At 65.5% G+C, this 17,112-nt stretch carries 16 protein-coding genes; 15 read left to right on the top strand and 1 reads right to left on the bottom strand.

What is annotated here, in order from left to right; genetic code table 11:
- The first annotated feature begins 87 nt into the window (after positions 1-87).
- From CDV49_RS10290 to CDV49_RS10275, 4 genes are all read left to right on the top strand, one after another.
- Positions 88-1,233, top strand: coding sequence for a TAXI family TRAP transporter solute-binding subunit (locus CDV49_RS10290; protein ID WP_088215450.1), 1,146 nt, complete (start codon positions 88-90; stop codon positions 1,231-1,233).
- Positions 1,234-1,299: 66 nt separating this feature from the next.
- Positions 1,300-3,273, top strand: coding sequence for a TRAP transporter permease (locus CDV49_RS10285; RefSeq protein WP_218821932.1), 1,974 nt, complete (start codon positions 1,300-1,302; stop codon positions 3,271-3,273).
- Entirely contained in the window at positions 3,270-3,962 is a 693-nt protein-coding gene (locus tag CDV49_RS10280) for a 3-oxoacid CoA-transferase subunit A (RefSeq protein WP_088215449.1), read from the top strand. Before CDV49_RS10285 ends, CDV49_RS10280 begins: the two co-directional genes overlap by 4 nt.
- The gene (locus tag CDV49_RS10275; protein ID WP_088215448.1) at positions 3,959-4,594 is read left to right on the top strand and encodes a 3-oxoacid CoA-transferase subunit B; all 636 of its coding nucleotides are present in this window, start codon (positions 3,959-3,961) and stop codon (positions 4,592-4,594) included. The genes CDV49_RS10280 and CDV49_RS10275 overlap by 4 nt, the downstream gene beginning before the upstream one ends.
- Before the next feature lie 294 nt (positions 4,595-4,888).
- Here CDV49_RS10275 and CDV49_RS10270 read toward each other — a convergent pair whose 3' ends face one another.
- Positions 4,889-5,839, bottom strand: a complete 951-nt coding sequence (locus CDV49_RS10270) for a LysR family transcriptional regulator (protein ID WP_088215447.1) — start codon at positions 5,837-5,839, stop codon at positions 4,889-4,891.
- Between the two features lie 99 nt (positions 5,840-5,938).
- On the opposite strand from CDV49_RS10270, the gene CDV49_RS10265 reads away from it, so the two are divergent.
- From CDV49_RS10265 to CDV49_RS10215, 11 genes are all read left to right on the top strand, one after another.
- On the top strand, positions 5,939-7,120 hold the full coding sequence (locus tag CDV49_RS10265; RefSeq protein WP_088215446.1) for an ABC transporter substrate-binding protein: 1,182 nt from the start codon (positions 5,939-5,941) through the stop codon (positions 7,118-7,120).
- Positions 7,121-7,216: 96 nt separating this feature from the next.
- On the top strand, positions 7,217-8,443 hold the full coding sequence (locus CDV49_RS10260) for a cytochrome P450 (RefSeq protein WP_088215445.1): 1,227 nt from the start codon (positions 7,217-7,219) through the stop codon (positions 8,441-8,443).
- Positions 8,444-8,558: 115 nt separating this feature from the next.
- Positions 8,559-9,317, top strand: a complete 759-nt coding sequence (locus CDV49_RS10255; protein ID WP_179209170.1) for a GntR family transcriptional regulator — start codon at positions 8,559-8,561, stop codon at positions 9,315-9,317.
- A gap of 57 nt (positions 9,318-9,374) precedes the next feature.
- Positions 9,375-10,553 carry an ABC transporter substrate-binding protein gene (locus CDV49_RS10250; protein ID WP_088215443.1) on the top strand — a complete coding sequence of 393 codons (1,179 nt, stop codon included), beginning with the start codon at positions 9,375-9,377 and terminating at the stop codon, positions 10,551-10,553.
- 160 nt (positions 10,554-10,713) lie between these two features.
- Positions 10,714-11,568, top strand: coding sequence for a branched-chain amino acid ABC transporter permease (locus CDV49_RS10245; protein WP_088215442.1), 855 nt, complete (start codon positions 10,714-10,716; stop codon positions 11,566-11,568).
- A 13-nt stretch (positions 11,569-11,581) separates the two neighbouring features.
- The gene (locus tag CDV49_RS10240; protein ID WP_088215441.1) at positions 11,582-12,622 is read left to right on the top strand and encodes a branched-chain amino acid ABC transporter permease; all 1,041 of its coding nucleotides are present in this window, start codon (positions 11,582-11,584) and stop codon (positions 12,620-12,622) included.
- Complete coding sequence (locus tag CDV49_RS10235) at positions 12,619-13,368, top strand: ABC transporter ATP-binding protein (RefSeq protein WP_088215440.1); 750 nt, start codon at positions 12,619-12,621, stop codon at positions 13,366-13,368. The genes CDV49_RS10240 and CDV49_RS10235 overlap by 4 nt, the downstream gene beginning before the upstream one ends.
- Positions 13,361-14,089 (top strand): ABC transporter ATP-binding protein, encoded by a 729-nt coding sequence (locus tag CDV49_RS10230; RefSeq protein WP_088215439.1) that lies wholly within the window; start codon positions 13,361-13,363, stop codon positions 14,087-14,089. Before CDV49_RS10235 ends, CDV49_RS10230 begins: the two co-directional genes overlap by 8 nt.
- Entirely contained in the window at positions 14,079-15,266 is a 1,188-nt protein-coding gene (locus CDV49_RS10225) for a cytochrome P450 (RefSeq protein WP_088215438.1), read from the top strand. Before CDV49_RS10230 ends, CDV49_RS10225 begins: the two co-directional genes overlap by 11 nt.
- A gap of 38 nt (positions 15,267-15,304) precedes the next feature.
- Positions 15,305-15,625 (top strand): 2Fe-2S iron-sulfur cluster-binding protein, encoded by a 321-nt coding sequence (locus CDV49_RS10220; RefSeq protein ID WP_088215437.1) that lies wholly within the window; start codon positions 15,305-15,307, stop codon positions 15,623-15,625.
- Positions 15,622-16,842 carry an NAD(P)/FAD-dependent oxidoreductase gene (locus tag CDV49_RS10215; protein ID WP_088215436.1) on the top strand — a complete coding sequence of 407 codons (1,221 nt, stop codon included), beginning with the start codon at positions 15,622-15,624 and terminating at the stop codon, positions 16,840-16,842. Before CDV49_RS10220 ends, CDV49_RS10215 begins: the two co-directional genes overlap by 4 nt.
- Positions 16,843-17,112 lie beyond the last annotated feature (270 nt).

Genomic DNA, 17,112 nt, shown 5'->3' with positions numbered 1-17,112 from the left:
CAAGACAGCGTGGCAAGTGGAGGAGATCGAGGGGGGTTGCGCGGCGTCCTGCACCTGCGTGTCCCACTCATTTTGGGGGAAATCAAAATGAACGCTTCACCGGTTCTGCGCATCTTGCGCAGCGGGTTGTCTGCGCTTGTCCCGTTGGCTCTCGCTGCGGCGGCCTCGGCTCAGGAGTTGCCGCGGACGATGATCTGGTCATCCTACGACGTGGGGTCCGCCGGCTATTCCGAAGCCTCCGCCATCGCGGATGCGCTTGGGCAGAAATACGGCACAAAGGTAAGGATCCAGCCGTCGGGCAGCGGTATCGGCAGGTTGCAGCCGGTATTGATGGGCAGAGCGGACTTCGGTTTCCTGTCTACGGAATCCTTCTTTGTTTCCGAGGGTATATACGATTTCGCAACGCCCGACTGGGGTCCGAGGAGCCTCCGCACCGTCGCGGGCCGGCCCGCCTCCTTTTCCATGGTTGCGGCGGCGGATGCGGGGATCGAGACCGTCAGCGACGCAAAGGGCAAGCGGATCGCGCTGGTTGCGGGCAACCCGTCCCTCAACACCAAATGCGAGGGCATTCTCGCCTTCGGTAATCTCACGCTCGACGACGTGAAGGTCGTGATGTTCCCGACCTATTCCGCGGCAATGGCTTCCATGACCAAGGGGGAGTCCGACGCCACCTGCACCACCGCCACGGTCAGCCAGCTTTACGAACTCGCGGAGTCGCCGCGCGGCCTGCACTGGGTTGCGGTCGATCCTTCCAATACCGAGGGCTGGGCGCGGCTGAAGGAGGTCTCGCCCATGATGGGACCGTTCGAGGAGAGCATCGCCGCGGGTCTCAAGGACGGCGAGAAGGTCTGGATGACCTCCTACCGGTATCCTGTCATCGTCTCTCTGGCCGAAAAGTCGGATGACGAGGTCTATGCCTTCATCAAGGCGCTGGATGAGACCTTCGGCACCTACAAGGACGCCACGGCGACGATGAACCGGTGGGATCTGCACATCTCGGGGCAGCCGCCTGTCGATATTCCCTTCCATGAGGGCGCGATCCGATACCTGCGCGAAAAGGGCATCTGGACCGAAGAAAACCAGAAGTGGAACGACCAGCGTCTTGCGCGGATGAATGCGCTCACCGCCGCCTGGGCCACCTTCCTGCCGGAGCACAAGGATATGGCGGCCGGGGAGTTCGCGGACGCCTGGCTGAAACGCCGGGCCGAAGTCGTGGCCACCCTGAGCAACTGATCGCAGATGCATCGGCGGCCGTCCCCCGTGACGCGCCGCCGCGGTTCCCCTCGCAGGAGAGTTCGCATGCCCAGACAAAGCGAAGCGCCGGAGCAGACCCCGCACCACAGCATCGAAATCGCCGAAAGCGGAAATACCCGGCCAGGTGGGTGGGCACGGATCGTGGCGATGGTGCTGGGTGCGGTGGGCCTCGTCATGGCGGTCAACCAGGTATTCCTGCTCAACCTCTTCGGCTTTCAGCCGCTGGGGAACAGCTATCTCTATTATCTGATCGGCATCTTCCTGTCGGTCGCGTTCATCGTCACCCCTGCCCGAAAAGGCGACACCGCGACCCGATGGTATGATTGGGTGCTTGTTGGGATCACGCTGGCCTGCGGCGCCTATCTGGGCATGAACGGCCTGCAGATCATCACCAATGGCTGGGAGTTCGACGCGCCGCTGGCCGCGAACCTCGCCTCCGTCGGGCTGGTGCTGGTGGCATTGGAGGGCGTGCGCCGGGCGGGGGGGTTGATCCTGCTCGGGACGGCATTGTTCTTCGGCGCCTATCCGATATTCGCCGACTACATGCCGGGCTTCCTGTGGGGGACGGAGTACAGCCTGATGGGCACCTTCCGCGTCCATGCCATGGGGGTGGAAAGCATCATCGGCATTCCCATGCAGGTGGTGGCGGAGCTGGTGATCGGCTTCGTGATCTTCGGCTCCGTTCTGACGGTGACCCGGGGGTCGGAGTTCTTCATGGATCTCGCCGCAGCGCTGCTCGGGCGGAGCCGGGGCGGCCCGGCCAAGGTCGCGGTGCTGGGAAGCGGGATTCTGGGATCCCTTTCCGGCAGCGTGATTTCCAATATCCTCACGATCGGCCCGTTCTCGATCCCGACCATGAAAAAGACGGGATACCCGGCGGTCTATGCCGCGGCGATCGAAAGCTGCGCTTCCACCGGAGCCACGCTGATGCCGCCCGTCATGGGAACGGTGGCCTTCATCATGGCATCGTTTCTCGGTGTGCCCTATGCCGATATCGCCATGGCGGCGCTGATCCCCGCGGTGCTCTTCTATCTCGCGCTGCTTTTTCAGGTGGACATGTATGCCGCGCGTCACGGGCTGAAAGGCGCGGCGGAGGGCGAGATCCCGAAGCTCGGCCCGACGCTCCTGCGCGGCTGGCCCTATCTGCTGGCTTTGGTCGTGCTGATCTACGTGCTCATGGGTCTGCGGCAGGAGGTCTATTCGCCCTACGCGGCCTCGGCGGCGCTTCTGATCGCCACCGCCTTCCGCAAGCGGACAAGGATCACGCTGGCCCGCGCCAAGCTGCTGCTTTTTGATATCACCAGCGGGATTGCCGGGTTGGTCGCCGTGCTCGCTGGTATCGGGCTGATCGTGGGCGGGCTGTCCTACAGCGGCGTGGCGGGAGCCTTCTCGCGGGAGCTGCTGCTCTACGCCAACGGCAGCGTGCCGTTGATGCTGATCGCCGGGGCGGCGACCAGCTTCATCCTCGGCATGGGCATGACGGTGAGCGCCTGCTACATCTTCCTGTCGATCCTGCTTGCGCCCGCGCTTATCGCGGCCGGGATGGACCCGCTCGCCAGCCACCTGTTCATCCTTTACTGGGGCATGCTGAGCTACATCACCCCGCCGGTTGCGCTTGCGGCGATCACGGCTGCGAACATCGCCAAGGCACCGGCGATGAAGACCGGCTTTTACTCCATGCGCCTTGGCGGCATCCTGTTCATCCTGCCGTTCATCTTTGTGTACGACACCGGATTGATCATGCAGGGCGGGGCGCTGGCGATCGCCAGATCCATCTGCCTCAGCGTGATCGCCATCTGGGCCATGACTGCCGCGATGGAAGGCTGGCTCTACCGCGCCGGACGGCTGCGCCCTCTTGCGCGGGTTGTGCTCGGGGTGGCAGGCATCCTCATACTGTTGCCGGAGTTCTATTCGATGATACTGGGTTTCCTGATGGTGGCGGGCGTCGTGGCAATGACGGTGATGCGGCCCCTTGGCCGGGAGAAGATGACAGTGGCAATGGTGGAGCCGGGCGAATGATCGATAAACGTGTTCCTGGTCTGGATGTCGCCGTGGCAGCGATACAGGACGGCGCTTCGGTGATGATCGGCGGCTTCGGCTCCGCCGGGGTCCCCTTCGGACTCATCGAGGCGCTTGTGGAGAATGGCGCGCGGGACCTCACGCTGATCTCCAACAATGCCGGGGCCGGCGAGGAGGGCATCTCGGCATTGCTGAAGGAGGGCCGTGTGGCCAAGGTGATCTGTTCCTATCCCCGCTCTCCCGGGTCGATCTGGTTCGAACGGAGGTACGAGGCGGGGGAGGTGGCGCTGGAGATCGTTCCCCAGGGCACATTGGCGGAACGTATCCGCACGGCGGGGGCCGGTCTGGGCGGCTTCTTCACCCCCACGGGCTATGGCACCCTGCTGGCCGAGGGCAAGGAGGTGAGGATGATCGACGGCAAGGGCCACGTGTTCGAGACGCCGCTTTCGGCCGATTTCGCGCTGATCCGCGCGGATGCCGCAGACCGCTGGGGCAACCTGCGCTACCGGGCGACGGCGCGGAACTTCAACCCGCTCATGGCAATGGCCGCCCGTCACACGATCGTCGAGGCGCGCGAGGTGCTGGACGAACCGTTGCCGCCCGAAACCGTGGTGACGCCCGGTATCTTCGTCTCCTCGGTCACCGCCGGTATGGCGCAGGGCGGAGTCCAGGGCGGGGTGCAGGCATGAACCGGCTGTCCGACAACGATATCGCGCGCCGTCTGGCGCAGGACATCCCCGACGGGGCCTATGTGAACCTCGGGATCGGCATGCCCAACCGCGTGGCGCATTTCGTGCCGGAGGGGCGCGAGGTGATGTACCAGACCGAAAACGGCCTGCTTGGTGTCGGCCCGCAGCCTGCACCGGGCATGGAGGATCCCGACCTGATCGACGCCTCGAAGAAGTTCGTCAGCACGATCCCCGGCTCGGCCTTTTTCGACCATTCCACCAGCTTTGCCATGATGCGGGGCGGACATCTGGATATCGCGGTTCTGGGCGCCTATCAGGTGGCGCAGAATGGCGATCTGGCCAACTGGGCGACGCTTGACCATAGCTTTCCGCCTGCGGTCGGCGGCGCGATGGACCTCGTTGTCGGGGTGCCGAACATCTACGTCATCATGCGGCATGTGGACCGTGCCGGTGCCCCGAAGCTGCTGGAGCGATGCACCTATCCTCTCACCGGGCTGGGCGTTGTGTCGCGGGTCTATACCGACCTTGCGGTGCTGGAAGTTCTACCCGAAGGCTTTGGGATCATCGAGCTTGCTCCCGGCAACAGCAGGGCGGAAGTTCAGGAGTTCACCGGCGCGAAACTGTATGGCTGAGGGCTAACGGGGCGCTTCTGCCGGTCTGCAACTGCCGGGGTTCGGCGACCGTCTGAGGCGATCCACCGGTCGCCCCGGTTCCGGCCTCCCCCGTTGAGGGCGCCGTCAACCGCGGATATGCGCGGAGGCTCGGCGCACCCGCAAGACCGGCGCGCCCTCCCGCCAGCGGGCCGAGGGCGTCGGTGGGTGCTTCGTGCGTGAAGCACAGCACCCCCCGCAGCGTCGCGACCGCCGCTGGCGAAGCGCCCCCAGCTGGCGCCACAGGTCAGGAGACGCTTCCATTGGCCTGCGGCTTCATCCCAGGCTGAAGATCGGAGATTTCATATCTGTCGAGGGGTCGCGATTCAGATACAGCCGGGCGATGAGACCGCGCATCCATACGACACCCGGATCGGCATGCAGCCGACGGTGCCAGAACTGCTTGAGTTCGATGACCGGGATGTCGAACGGCGGTGGGACGAGCTTCAGGGGCGCGATCCGGCCATAGGCCCGCCCGACGGCAAGCGGGACGACGGAGATCAGGTCGGATGAGGCCACCAGCAGCGGGATGGACATGAAATGCGGCGAGCGCAGGATGATGCGCCGCTCGATCCCCAGCTCAGCCATGCGGCGCTCGGCAATTTCCTGGCTGCGGCCCTTCTGCTCGACCACGGCGTGTTCGAGGGAGGCGAACTGCTCCAGCGTCAGACTGTCTCCGATCACCGGGTGGCCTTCGCGCACGACGCAGGTGAAGGGATGCTCGAAGAGCTTCTGCTGATAGATGAGCGCGCCCTGCAGATCGGGAAAGTAACCGAGGGCGATGTCCACGATGCCTTCGGCCAGCGCCTCCTGCAACTCGTCTGGCGGCAGGGAGAGACAACGAAGCGTGACGCCCGGCGCCTCGCTGCGCAATCTGGCGATGATTTCGGGCAGGAAGACCAGCTCCCCGATGTCGGAGGTCGAAAAGGCGAAGCTGCGTTGCGCGGTTGCCGGCTCGAAGCCGCGCTGGCGGAGAAGATCCTGCCGCACGATACCGAGGATCCGTCGCACCGGCTCCTCGATCTGCTGGGCGAAGGGGGTGGGCCGCATGCCAGAGCCATCGCGCACGAAAAGCTCATCGCCCAGAGACGCACGCAGTTTGTTCAGCCCGAAGCTTACCGTGGGCTGGCTGGTTTTCAGTCGCACAGCGGCGGCGGTGACGCTGCCTTCTTCATAAAGCGCATCAAGCACCATCAGGAGGTTCAGGTCGATCTCACGATAATTCATGATTTAAATAATCATAATTAAACGAATTCGCTAAGTAGATTTAGCCGTGACTGCTACATTTTCAGAGCTGGGCGGAGGAGGTCTGGCGAGGGAGGGAAAATGGACAGACGCAGCTTTCTGGTCGCCGCGGCGGCCGGTGCAACGTTGAGCGCGACAGGCGGACTGCGCCCGGCTCTGGCCGAGGCGAAGCCTTTGAAGGTGGGGGTAATCGTCCCCATGACCGGTCCGTTCGCGCCCTATGGAAAACAGATCGAGACCGCAATGCGCCTCTATCTTGCCGAGCATGGAGAGGAAGTCGCGGGCCGTCGGATCGAACTGATCGTCAAGGATGACGGGGCCGTGGCCGATGCAACGAAGCGTCTGGCGCAGGAACTCGTCGTGCATGACAAGGTGGAGGCGCTGGCGGGGTTCGGGCTAACGCCGCTTGCCCTTGCCGCGGCGCCCATTTCCGCCCGCGCCAAGGTGCCGCAGATCGTCATGGTGGCGGCGACCTCGGTCGTGACGGAGAAATCGCCCTACATCGTGCGAACCAGCTACACCACGCCGCAGGTCACATCGAAGATCGCCGATTGGGTCGTGGAGCAAGGCGACCGGAGCGCGGTGACGCTGGTGATGGATTACGGCCCCGGCGTCGATGCGGAGACGACCTTCAGGACACGGTTCGAGGCGGCGGGCGGCAAGGTTCTGGAAAGCCTGCGCGTGCCGCTGCAAAACCCGGACTTTTCCGCCTTCCTGCAGAAAGTCGCGGATCTGAAGCCGCAGACCCTCTTTGTCTTCGTCCCGTCGGGAGTCGGCGCGCCGCTGCTGAAGCAGTATGTGGAGCGGGGGCTGGACAAATCCGGCATCCGGCTCATTGCCGATGGAGGGGTGACGGACGACGAAACCCTGCCGCGCATGGGCCCCCCGGCGGAAGGGATCCTGACCGGGTTTCATTATTCCGCCGCGCATGACAGCGATCTGAACCGAAAATTCGCTGCCGCCTATGAGGCGAAGGCCGGCACGCGCCCCGCCTTCATGGGGGTCGCCGCCTGGGACGGGATGCACCTGCTCTCCGAGGCCCTGAAGAAGACCGGCGGGCAGTCGGATGGGGACAGCCTCATCGCCGCGATGAAGGGAATGGCATGGGAAAGTCCGCGCGGGCCGATCTCCATTGACCCCGAAACCCGAGACATCGTGCAGAACGTCTATATTCGCAGGGTCGAACAGCAGGATGGGCAGCTCTGGAACGTCGAATTCCAGACCTATGAGGCCGTGCGGGACCCCGGCAAATCGGCGTCCTGACCGCTCCCGCCCCCGACTCCCGCCCCCGGACGCATCGCTCAAAGACCGTGCCGGGTGCCGTGACCCCGGCCGTCCCCCTTTTGCCAGGAGACTACCATGACCCCCGCCGTCCTTACCCCTTTGGAAGTCGCCGCGCCGGTTGGCCTTCCGATCTCCGATCTCGATCCGTTCGATCATGCCTATTTTGATGACCCCTATCCGGCACAGGAGGCGCTGCGCGAGGCGGGGCCGCTCGTGTGGCTGTCGCGCTATGGCATTTACGCGGTGGCGCGTTACGAGGAGGTCCATGCCGTGCTGAACGACTGGCAGACCTTCTGCTCGTCGCGCGGGGTCGGGCTGTCGGATTTCGCGCGCGAAAAGCCCTGGCGCCCGCCGAGCCTCGTGCTGGAAACCGATCCGCCGGAGCATGACCGCGCCCGTGCCGTGCTGCAAAGGGTGCTTTCGCCCGTCGTGATGCGGCGGCTGAAGGAGGATTTCGCCGCCGCTGCCGATCGTCTGGTCGCGGACCTGGTCGCGCGTGGCGGGATCGACGGGATCAGCGATCTGGCGGAGGCGTTTCCGCTTTCCGTCTTTCCCGATGCCGTGGGCCTGTGCCGGGAAGGCAGGGAGCATCTGCTGCCCTATGCCGGGCTGGCCTTCAACGCCTTCGGGCCGGACAACCGCCTGCGGCGCGAGGCGCTGGAGCGCGCAGCGCCACATGTCGCATGGGTCACGGAGCAGTGCCGGCGGGAGAACCTGTCGCCGGACGGTTTCGGAGCCGCTGTCCATGCTGCCGTCGATACAGGCGAGATCACGTCGGAGGAGGCGGTTCTGCTGTGCCGCTCCCTGCTGACGGCAGGGCTGGACACGACGGTGAACGGCATCGGGGCGGCGCTCTACTGCCTCGCCCGCTTCCCCGAGGAATTCGCCCGGCTGCGGGATGATCCGTCGCTTGCCCGCGCGGCCTTCGAGGAGGGTATCCGTTTTGAAAGCCCGGTGCAGACCTTCTTCCGCACCACGACGCGCCCGGCGGAGATCGGCGGCGCGCTGATACCGGAGGGCGCAAAGGTGCTCATGTTCCTCGCCTCCGCCAACCGCGACCCGCGCCGGTGGGAGGCGCCGGAGGTTTATGACATCGGGCGTCGCGCCTCGGGCCATGTCGGCTTCGGCTCCGGTGTGCATATGTGCGTGGGGCAGCTTCTGGCCCGGCTGGAGGGGGAGGTGGTGCTCGCCGCGCTGGCCCGCCGCTGCGCCGGGATCGAACTTTCGGGTGCTCCGCTGCGCAGCTACAACAACACGCTCCGCGGTCTTGCAGCCTTGCCGCTACGGTTGATACCGGCCTGAGTGTATACACTCATTAACAGTATATCATACTTTAGGTGGATATAAATGCCGTTGAACCGCAATGAATTTGCGCGAATCGGGATTCGTGTATACCGATACATCCAGAGGAGCCACCATGACGCAGGAAGCTATCCCCGTTGACACGCAGACCGGCACGCAAACGTCGCGCGCCGTGATGGGGATGCGCGACCTGATCGTAACGGGCGTGATGGTCCCCGGCGAACGGTTCACCGAAGTCCTTCTGGCAGAGCGGCTGGGCATGTCGCGGACCCCGATCCGCGCCGCGATCCAGCAGTTGCGGGAGGAGGGGCTGCTGGAGCCGCTCGCCTCCGGCGGGTTCACGGTCCGGGGTTTCCTGCCGCGGGAGATCGCGGAAGCCATCGAGATCCGCGGCGCCATCGAAAGCCTTGCCGCCCGGCTTCTGGCCGAGCGGGGGGTGGAGGAGGCCGTGCTGCGCCATCTGGACGGCGTGCTCGACGGTATCGACCCGGTGCTGGAGGCCCCGGTCTTCGGTCAGGCCCAGATCATGCGCTATTCCGCCGTGAATGCGGAATTCCACGCGGGTCTTGTGGCGGCCACGGGCTCGGCGCTGATCCAGCAGGAGGCGCAGCGGGCCAATGCGCGGCCCTTCGCCTCGGCCAGCGCGCTCGTCCAGCTCAATGAGAATTCCGAACAGGCGCGCCGGCATCTGATCGTCGCGCAGGATCAGCACCGGGCGGTGCTGGAGGCGATCCGCGGGCGCGAAGGCGCGCGGGTGGAGGCGCTGCTGCGGGAACATGCGCGGCTTTCGCACCGCAACCTGATGCGCGCGCTTCGCCTTCACATGCCGCTCGACGGTCTGCCGGGAGCAAGCCTGATCCGCCGCTACGGCTGATCGGGAACAATGCGGCGCGGGGAGGGAGCCCCGCCCGCGCCACAGGGGAGGAAACGAATGAAACGACGCAACCTGCTTGCGGGCGCAATACTCGGCGCATCCGTCGCTCTGGCCGGGCTTCCGGCACTGGCGGCCGGGGATCCGCTGAAGGTCGGGCTGATCCTGCCGATGACCGGTCCCTTCGCCTCCACGGGGCGGCAGATCGAGGCGGCGGCCAGGCTCTACATCGCCCAACACGGCGCGACCGCCGACGGGCGCGAGGTTGAACTTCTGGTCAAGGATGACGCGGGCGTGGCCGACACGACCAAACGCCTTGCGCAGGAGCTGATCGTCAAGGACAAGGTGGCGGTGCTGGCAGGCTTCGGCCTCACGCCGCTGGCCATGGCCACCGCGCCCCTTGCCACGCGGGCAAAGGTTCCGGCCGTGGTCATGGCGGCTGCCACGTCCTCGATCACCGAACAGTCGCCCTATGTCGTGCGGACAAGCTACACCACGCCGCAGGTCACCTCCAAGATCGCGGAATGGGCGGGGAAGGAAGGCATCAAATCGGTCGTCACCATCGTTTCCGACTACGGTCCCGGTATCGATGCGGAGAAGACCTTCGTGCAGGACTTCGGCAAGGCGGGCGGCACTGTCGCTGAATCCCTGCGCGTGCCGCTGGCGAACCCGGATTTCTCGCCGTTCCTCCAGAAGGTGGCAGACCACAAGCCGGACGCGATCTTTGTCTTCGTGCCCTCCGGCGTCGGCGCGCCCTTCATGAAGCAGTATGTGGAGCGGGGCCTCGACAAGTCAGGTGTCCGGCTGCTGGCCGATGGCGGGATCACGGATGACGATATCCTCAACGGCATGGGCGATCCGGCGCTCGCCGCGATCACGGGCTTCCACTATTCCGCCGCCCATGACAGCGCCGAGAACCGTGCCTTCGTCGAGGCCTTTACCAAAGCGAACCCCGGAATGCGCCCCAACTTCATGGCTGTGGGCGGGTATGACGGGATGCATCTGATCTATGCGGCGCTGGAAAAGACGGGTGGAAAATCCGATGGCGACAGCCTGATCGAAGCGATGAAGGGCCTGTCCTGGATCAGCCCGCGTGGCCCGATCAGCATCGATCCTGAAACGCGCGACATCATCCAGAACGTTTACATGCGCAAGGTCGAACGTCAGAACGGCGAGCTTTGGAACATGGAGTTCGAGACGTTCGAGGCGGTGAAGGACCCGGCCAAGACCGGCTCCTGATCTCTCTCCGAGCTAACCTCCCTCTGGAAGGTCTTCGCCGTCCTCAACGATGTCTCCCCGGTGCCGCATCAGGCACCGGGCCGGTCGCCGCGTGCCCCGGAGGGGCGGCAAGACGACCGGCACCTTCCCGATATCGCCTCTTGCCACGGAGCATCCGCTCATGCTGACCATCCTCATCGACGGTATCGCCTATGGGATGCTGCTGTTCATCCTCGCTGCGGGCCTGTCCGTCACCCTCGGGCTGATGAATTTCATCAACCTTGCCCACGGCGCCTTTGCCCTGATGGGCGGCTATGCCACTGCGATCTTCATGAACCGCTGGGGGGTGCCGTTCCTTCTGACCCTGCCGCTGGCTTTTCTGCTGCCCGCCCTGGTCGGCGCGGTGGCGGAGCGGACGCTCTACGCGCGGCTCTACCGGCGCAGCCACCTCGATCAGGTCCTGTTCTCCATCGGCCTCGTCTTCATGGTGGTCGCGGCGACCGACTATCTCGTCGGCTCCCAGCAGCAGCTCATCACTCTGCCCGCCTGGCTTCAGGGCAGGTTCGATCTGTTTGGAATTCCGGTCGGACGGTATCGCGCGTTTCTCATCGTGCTCTGCTCGGTGATGGTCATCGGCCTGCAACTCGTCCTGACGCGCAGCCGCTTCGGCTCCCGGCTCCGCGCGGCGGTGGACGATCAGCGGGTGGCCCGCGGGCTTGGCATCAACGTCGGCACGATCTTCGCGGCCACATTCGCGGTGGGCTCGGGCCTCGCCGGTCTCGGTGGGGCGCTGTCGGTGGAAATCCTTGGCATGGATCCGACGTTTCCGCTGAAATACATGGTCTATTTTCTCATCGTGGTCACCATCGGCGGGACGGCGGGCCTGATCGGGCCGTTCATTGCGGCGCTGCTGATCGGCGTGGCCGATGTGGCCGGCAAGTACTACGTGCCGGAGCTCGGGGCCTTCCTCATCTACCTCCTCATGATCGCCATTCTCATCTGGCGCCCCCAGGGCCTCATCGCCCGTGCCCGCTGAAAGGAGACGCTCCATGGCCACCGACCTCACCCTTGCCGCCACGGCGCGCGGCCCGGCCCACGGCTCCGCCGCGCTGGAGTCCCGTGCACTCGCGAACCTTGGCCGGGCGGGCCGCTGGAAGCCCGCCGAGATCATCTTCTGGGCGCTGGCGGCCGCCAGCTTCTTCCTGCTGCCCGACAAGCATCTCCTGCTTACCGAAATCGCGATCCTCGGGCTCTTCGCGGTCTCCCTCGACCTGATCCTGGGCTATGCCGGTATCGTGTCGCTCGGGCATGGCGCCTTCTTCGGGCTTGGCGCCTATGTGGCCGGTCTGGTCTCGGTGCATCTGACGGGCGAACCGCTGACAGGGCTGCTTCTCGCCGGAGTGGCGGCGGCGCTGCTCGGGCTGGCGACTGCGCCCCTCCTGCTTCTGCGTGCCTCCGATCTCACGCGGCTGATGGTCACCCTCGGCATCGCGATGCTGCTGCTGGAGGCCGCGAACAAGGCCGCCTGGCTCACCGGCGGTGCCGACGGGCTGCAGGGCGTGTGGATCGACCCGCTTCTGGGCCGTTTCGAGTTCGATCTGATGGGCACGACGGCCTATGCCTATTGTCTGATCGTCACCTTCGTTCTGTTCCTCGTTGCGCGGCGGGTGGTCACATCGCCCTATGGCCTGTCGCTCCGGGCGATCCGCGACAACACGCTGCGCTCTGCCACCATCGGCATTCCCGTCGGCAAGCGGCTGGTGGCGATCTATACCTTCTCCGCCTTCATCGCGGGTATCGCGGGCGGGTTGCTCACGCAAACCACGATGTTTGTCTCCCTCGACGTGCTGGCCTTCCACCGCTCGGCGGATGTGCTCTTGGTGCTGGTGCTGGGCGGGGTCGGATACCTTTACGGCGGTCTGATCGGCGCGGTGGTGTTCAAGCTGTTGCAGGACGTGCTGTCCAACCTCACCCCGCAATACTGGATGTTCTGGATCGGCCTCATCCTCGTCGTCATCGTCCTGATCGGGCGGGAGCGGATCAATGCCGCGCCGCGCGCACTCTGGACCCGGATCCGGGGGGGCAAATGAGCGCGGCATTGCAGACCATCGGCCTTCAGAAGCGCTTCGGCGGGCTGACGGCGACCGACAATGTGACCTTCACGCTCGCCCATGGGGCGCGCCACGCCCTGATCGGTCCGAACGGCGCGGGCAAGACCACCTTCATCAACCTGCTGACCGGCGTTCTGCCCGCGAATGAGGGGCAGGTCCTGCTGGAGGGCGCCGATGTCACGCGCCTGTCGCAACAGCAGCGGGCGCGCCGGGGCCTTGGCCGGACGTTCCAGATCAACCAGCTCTTTGCCGCGATGACACCTGTTGAATCCATCGGTCTCGCCGTCTCGGAGCGGATGGGCGGCGGCGGCGACTTCTGGCGGAGCCTTGGCTCCCGCAAGGATATCGTGGCCGAGATCGTGGAACTCTGCGAGCGGTTCCGCCTGACGGAAGTCATGGACCACCAGACCCGCAACCTTCCCTACGGCAAGCAGCGCCTGCTGGAGATCGCGGTAGCCCTTGCCGGGAACCCGCGCGTCCTCTTGCTGGACGAGCCCGCCGCGGGCGTGCCGGAGGCGGAGCGGCAGGAGTTGCTCGACACGCTGGCGGCGCTGCCGAAGGACGTGTCCATCCTGCTGATCGAGCATGACATGGACCTCGTATTCTCCTTTGCCGACCGGATTTCAGTGCTGGTGAACGGCGCGCTGTTCGCTGACGGCACGCCGGAGGAGGTGATGGGCGATCCCCGCGTCCGCGACGTCTATCTGGGAGGCGATCATGAATGATCTGCTGAAACTCGGCGATCTGACGACCGGCTATGGCGACGCGGTGGTGATCCGCAATCTGTCGCTCGTGCTCAACGAAGGCGAGGCGCTGGCCGTGCTGGGCCGCAACGGCGTGGGCAAGACCACGCTTCTCGACAGCATCATCGGCGTGACCCGCCGGTTCGGCGGCACCGTGATGCTGGGGGGAACCGACCTCACCCGCGCCGCACCGGAGGCCCGCGCCGCCGCCGGGATCGGCTGGGTGCCGCAGGAGCGCAACATCTTCCGGTCCCTGACGGTGGAGGAGAACCTGACTGCCACCGCGCGCCCCGGAAAATGGACGCTGGAGCGGGTCTATGAGATGTTCCCCCGGCTGGCGGAACGGCGGGCCAACATGGGCAACCAGCTTTCGGGCGGAGAGCAGCAGATGCTCGCCGTGGGCCGCGCGCTGATGCTGAACCCGCGCGTCCTGCTGCTGGACGAACCCACCGAAGGTCTGGCCCCGATCATCGTGGAGCACCTGCTGGCCTCCATCCGCCGGATCATCCGGGAGGAGGGAATGGCCACGATCATCGTGGAGCAGCACGCCCGCAAGATCCTCGGCGTCACCGATCGCGCCGTGATCCTCGACCGGGGCCGGATCGTGCACGAAGGGCGCAGCGCCGCCCTGCTCGCGGATGCGACCGCGCTCGAAACCCATCTCGGCGTCATCGCCAAACAAGGAGCCGTCCATGCAAGTTGACGCCACGCTCGCCCCGCTGGACGAGACGATCACCCTCGATCAGCTTCACCTCGACCCCTATCCGATCTACCACCGCCTGCGCCGGGAGGCCCCGGTGATACGGGTGAAGGCGGCGGGACGGACCTTTCTGACCAAGGCCACGGATACGAAATACGTCAAGGACACGCCGGAGATCTTCTCCTCCAACGATCCCAACACGCCGATGAAACCGGCGTTTCAGGCCCACACCCTGATGCGAAAGGACGGGCCGGAGCATCTGGCGGAGCGGATGGCGATGGCCTCTGCCCTCATGCCCAAGACCATTCAGGAGGTCTGGCAGCCGCTCTACCGTCAGTTCGCGGCCCAATACCTCGACCGGCTGCCGAAGGGCGAGATCGTGGATTTCCACAAGCTGATTTCGGGCCCGCTGGCCGCCCGGATCCTTGCCCATATCCTCGGCATCCCGGAAGCGACGGACGAGGAGATGATCTTCTGGAGTCAGGCGCTGATCGACGGGGCCGGGAACTTCGGCTGGCGGCCCGAACCCTTCGCCGTCTCCGACCGGGCCAATCTGGAGATGAATGCGCTCTTCGACCGTTGCGTCGAGCGGGTGCGCGCCACGCCGGACCGCTCGGCATTGTCCGTCATGGTGAACGCGGAAAACCCGATCCCGATGGCGCAGATCTATGCCAATATCAAGATCGCCATCGGCGGCGGCATCAATGAGCCCCGCGATGCGCTCTCCACCATCGTCTATGGCCTGCTGACCGAGCCCGGGCAGTTGGAGGAGGTCCGCCGCACCGGCAAATGGGGGCAGGCCTTCGAGGAGGGCGTGCGCTGGGTCGCCCCGATCCAGGCCTCCTCCCGGCTGGTGATGGAGGATGTGGAAATCCGCGGTTGCCTGATCCCGAAGGGCGACACGGTGATGACCATCCAGGCTTCCGCCAACCATGACGAGGATCTCTACGATCACCCCGAGCGCTTCGATGTCTTCCGCGCAAAGAACCCGCATCAGGCCTTCGGCTCCGGCCCGCATCACTGCGGGGGCGTGCATATCTCGCGCCGGACGGTGGGCGCGGTGATGCTGGAAATGCTGTTCGAGCGCTTCCCCGGCATCACGCTGCCGGACCCGGAGGTCGTGCAATGGCGGGGCTTCGGCTTCCGCGGCCCGATCAACCTTCCCGTCATTCTGAACTGACCCCGGCCCCGTGCCGGACGCTTCCGAGGAGCAACCCCATGAAGATCACCTATATCGCCGCCGACGGCACCGAAACACTGGTCGAGGCCCGCCCCGGCGACAGCGTCATGCAGGCCGCCGTCGCCAATGACGTGGATGGCATCATAGGCGAATGCGGCGGATCCATGATGTGCGCGACCTGCCATTGCTACGTTGACGATGCCTGGGCCGATGCCACCGGCGGCCGGGGGGAGGGGGAGGATGACCTGCTCGACTGCGCCGCCTCCGAAGTGAAACCGACGAGCCGCCTTTCCTGCCAGATCAGGATGCGGGAGGAGCTGGACGGGCTCGTCATCCATCTGCCGGAGGCGCAGATATGACGGCGCCGCTCCCTCCCGACGCGCGGGTGGTGGTGATCGGCACGGGGCAGGGCGGCTTTCAGCTTGCCGCGAGCCTGCGGCAGGAGGGGTTTGCGGGGTCCGTCACGCTGATCGGTGAGGAGCCGGGCCTGCCCTATCAACGCCCGCCGCTTTCCAAGGCCTACATGGCCGACGGGGATGCGGAGCGGCTGCTGCTGAAGCCCGCCGGATTTTACGCGCGCTCAGCTCTCACGCTGATCGACCGCACCCGGGCGAGCAGGATCGACCGGGATGCCCGGACCGTTCATACGGCGGATGGCGCGGCGCATCCCTATGACCATCTGGTTCTGGCGACGGGTGCGCGCCCGTTCCGCCCGCCGGTGGAGGGTCTGGACGGGCCGGATACGGTGGAGCTGCGCACGCTCGCCGATGCGGCGCTGCTGCGCGGGCGGCTTGCACGGACACGACATGCGATCGTCATCGGCGGCGGGTTCATCGGCCTTGAGTTCGCCGCGATGGCGCGGGCGGCCGGGGTTGACGTGACCGTGCTGGAAGCGGCGCCCCGGCTGATGGCGCGCGCACTGTCTCCCGCGCTGTCCGACTGGTTTCTGGCGGCTCACCGGGCAATGGGAACGGAGGTTCTGCTGGGCGTCGGCGTGGCGGCGGTGGAAACGGGGCAGGGCGTCCGGCTGACCGATGGACGCACCATCGCGGGCGACCTGATCCTTGCCGCGACGGGCGTGCGCCCGAACGTGGAACTGGCGGAGGAGGCAGGGCTTGCGGTGCAGAACGGCGTGGTCGTGGATGGGCGGCTGGTGAGCGCCGATCCCGCGATCTCGGCGCTCGGGGATTGCGCAGCCTTTCCGCTGACCGACGGCGCACGGGTAAGGCTCGAATCCGTACAGGCAGCCGTGGACCACGCGCGCCACATCGCCCGCCGCCTCGTCAAGGGTGCCACAGGGGACTACGCCGCCGTGCCGTGGTTCTGGAGCGATCAGGGCAAGCACAAGCTTCAGATTGCGGGACTGGGCGCCGGGGCGGATGAGGTTCTGTCCCTGCCGCAGTCTGCCGATCAACCGGTCATGCTGCTGTTCCGGGCAGGGCAGCTTGCCGCCGTTGAGACCGTGAATGCCCCCGTCCAGCACCTTGCCGCACGAAAGCTCATAGGCACTCCTCGCGAGGAACTGGAGGAGGTTGGTTTCGATCTCAAGGAAGCTCTCAGGACAACAGCGCGTTAGAAGCCTGCTGAGAAAGTCCTGAAGTGTCATGCTTATGTGTCAGAAATCGGAAAATCGCCCGGAAAACCCCGGAAATATATTTCCGGCTGGATTTCGTCAGATGGCGAACGATTTTCGCTCCAACACAGGCCAAAAAACCTTTTGCAGCGGCCCGTTAGAACGCTGCTGCAGAAAGATTTTAGGCCTGCGCAACCTGATGAAATTAACAAGGCAATCCAAACGCTTGGGAGGCCTCCGGGACAAATTAACCGATGTCACAGAATGACATGG

Source organism: Haematobacter genomosp. 1 (assembly GCF_002196855.1).
Taxonomy (GTDB): Bacteria; Pseudomonadota; Alphaproteobacteria; order Rhodobacterales; family Rhodobacteraceae; genus Haematobacter.
Note: the sequence above shows the minus strand (reverse complement) of the source record. Positions and strands in the feature narration are given on the sequence as shown.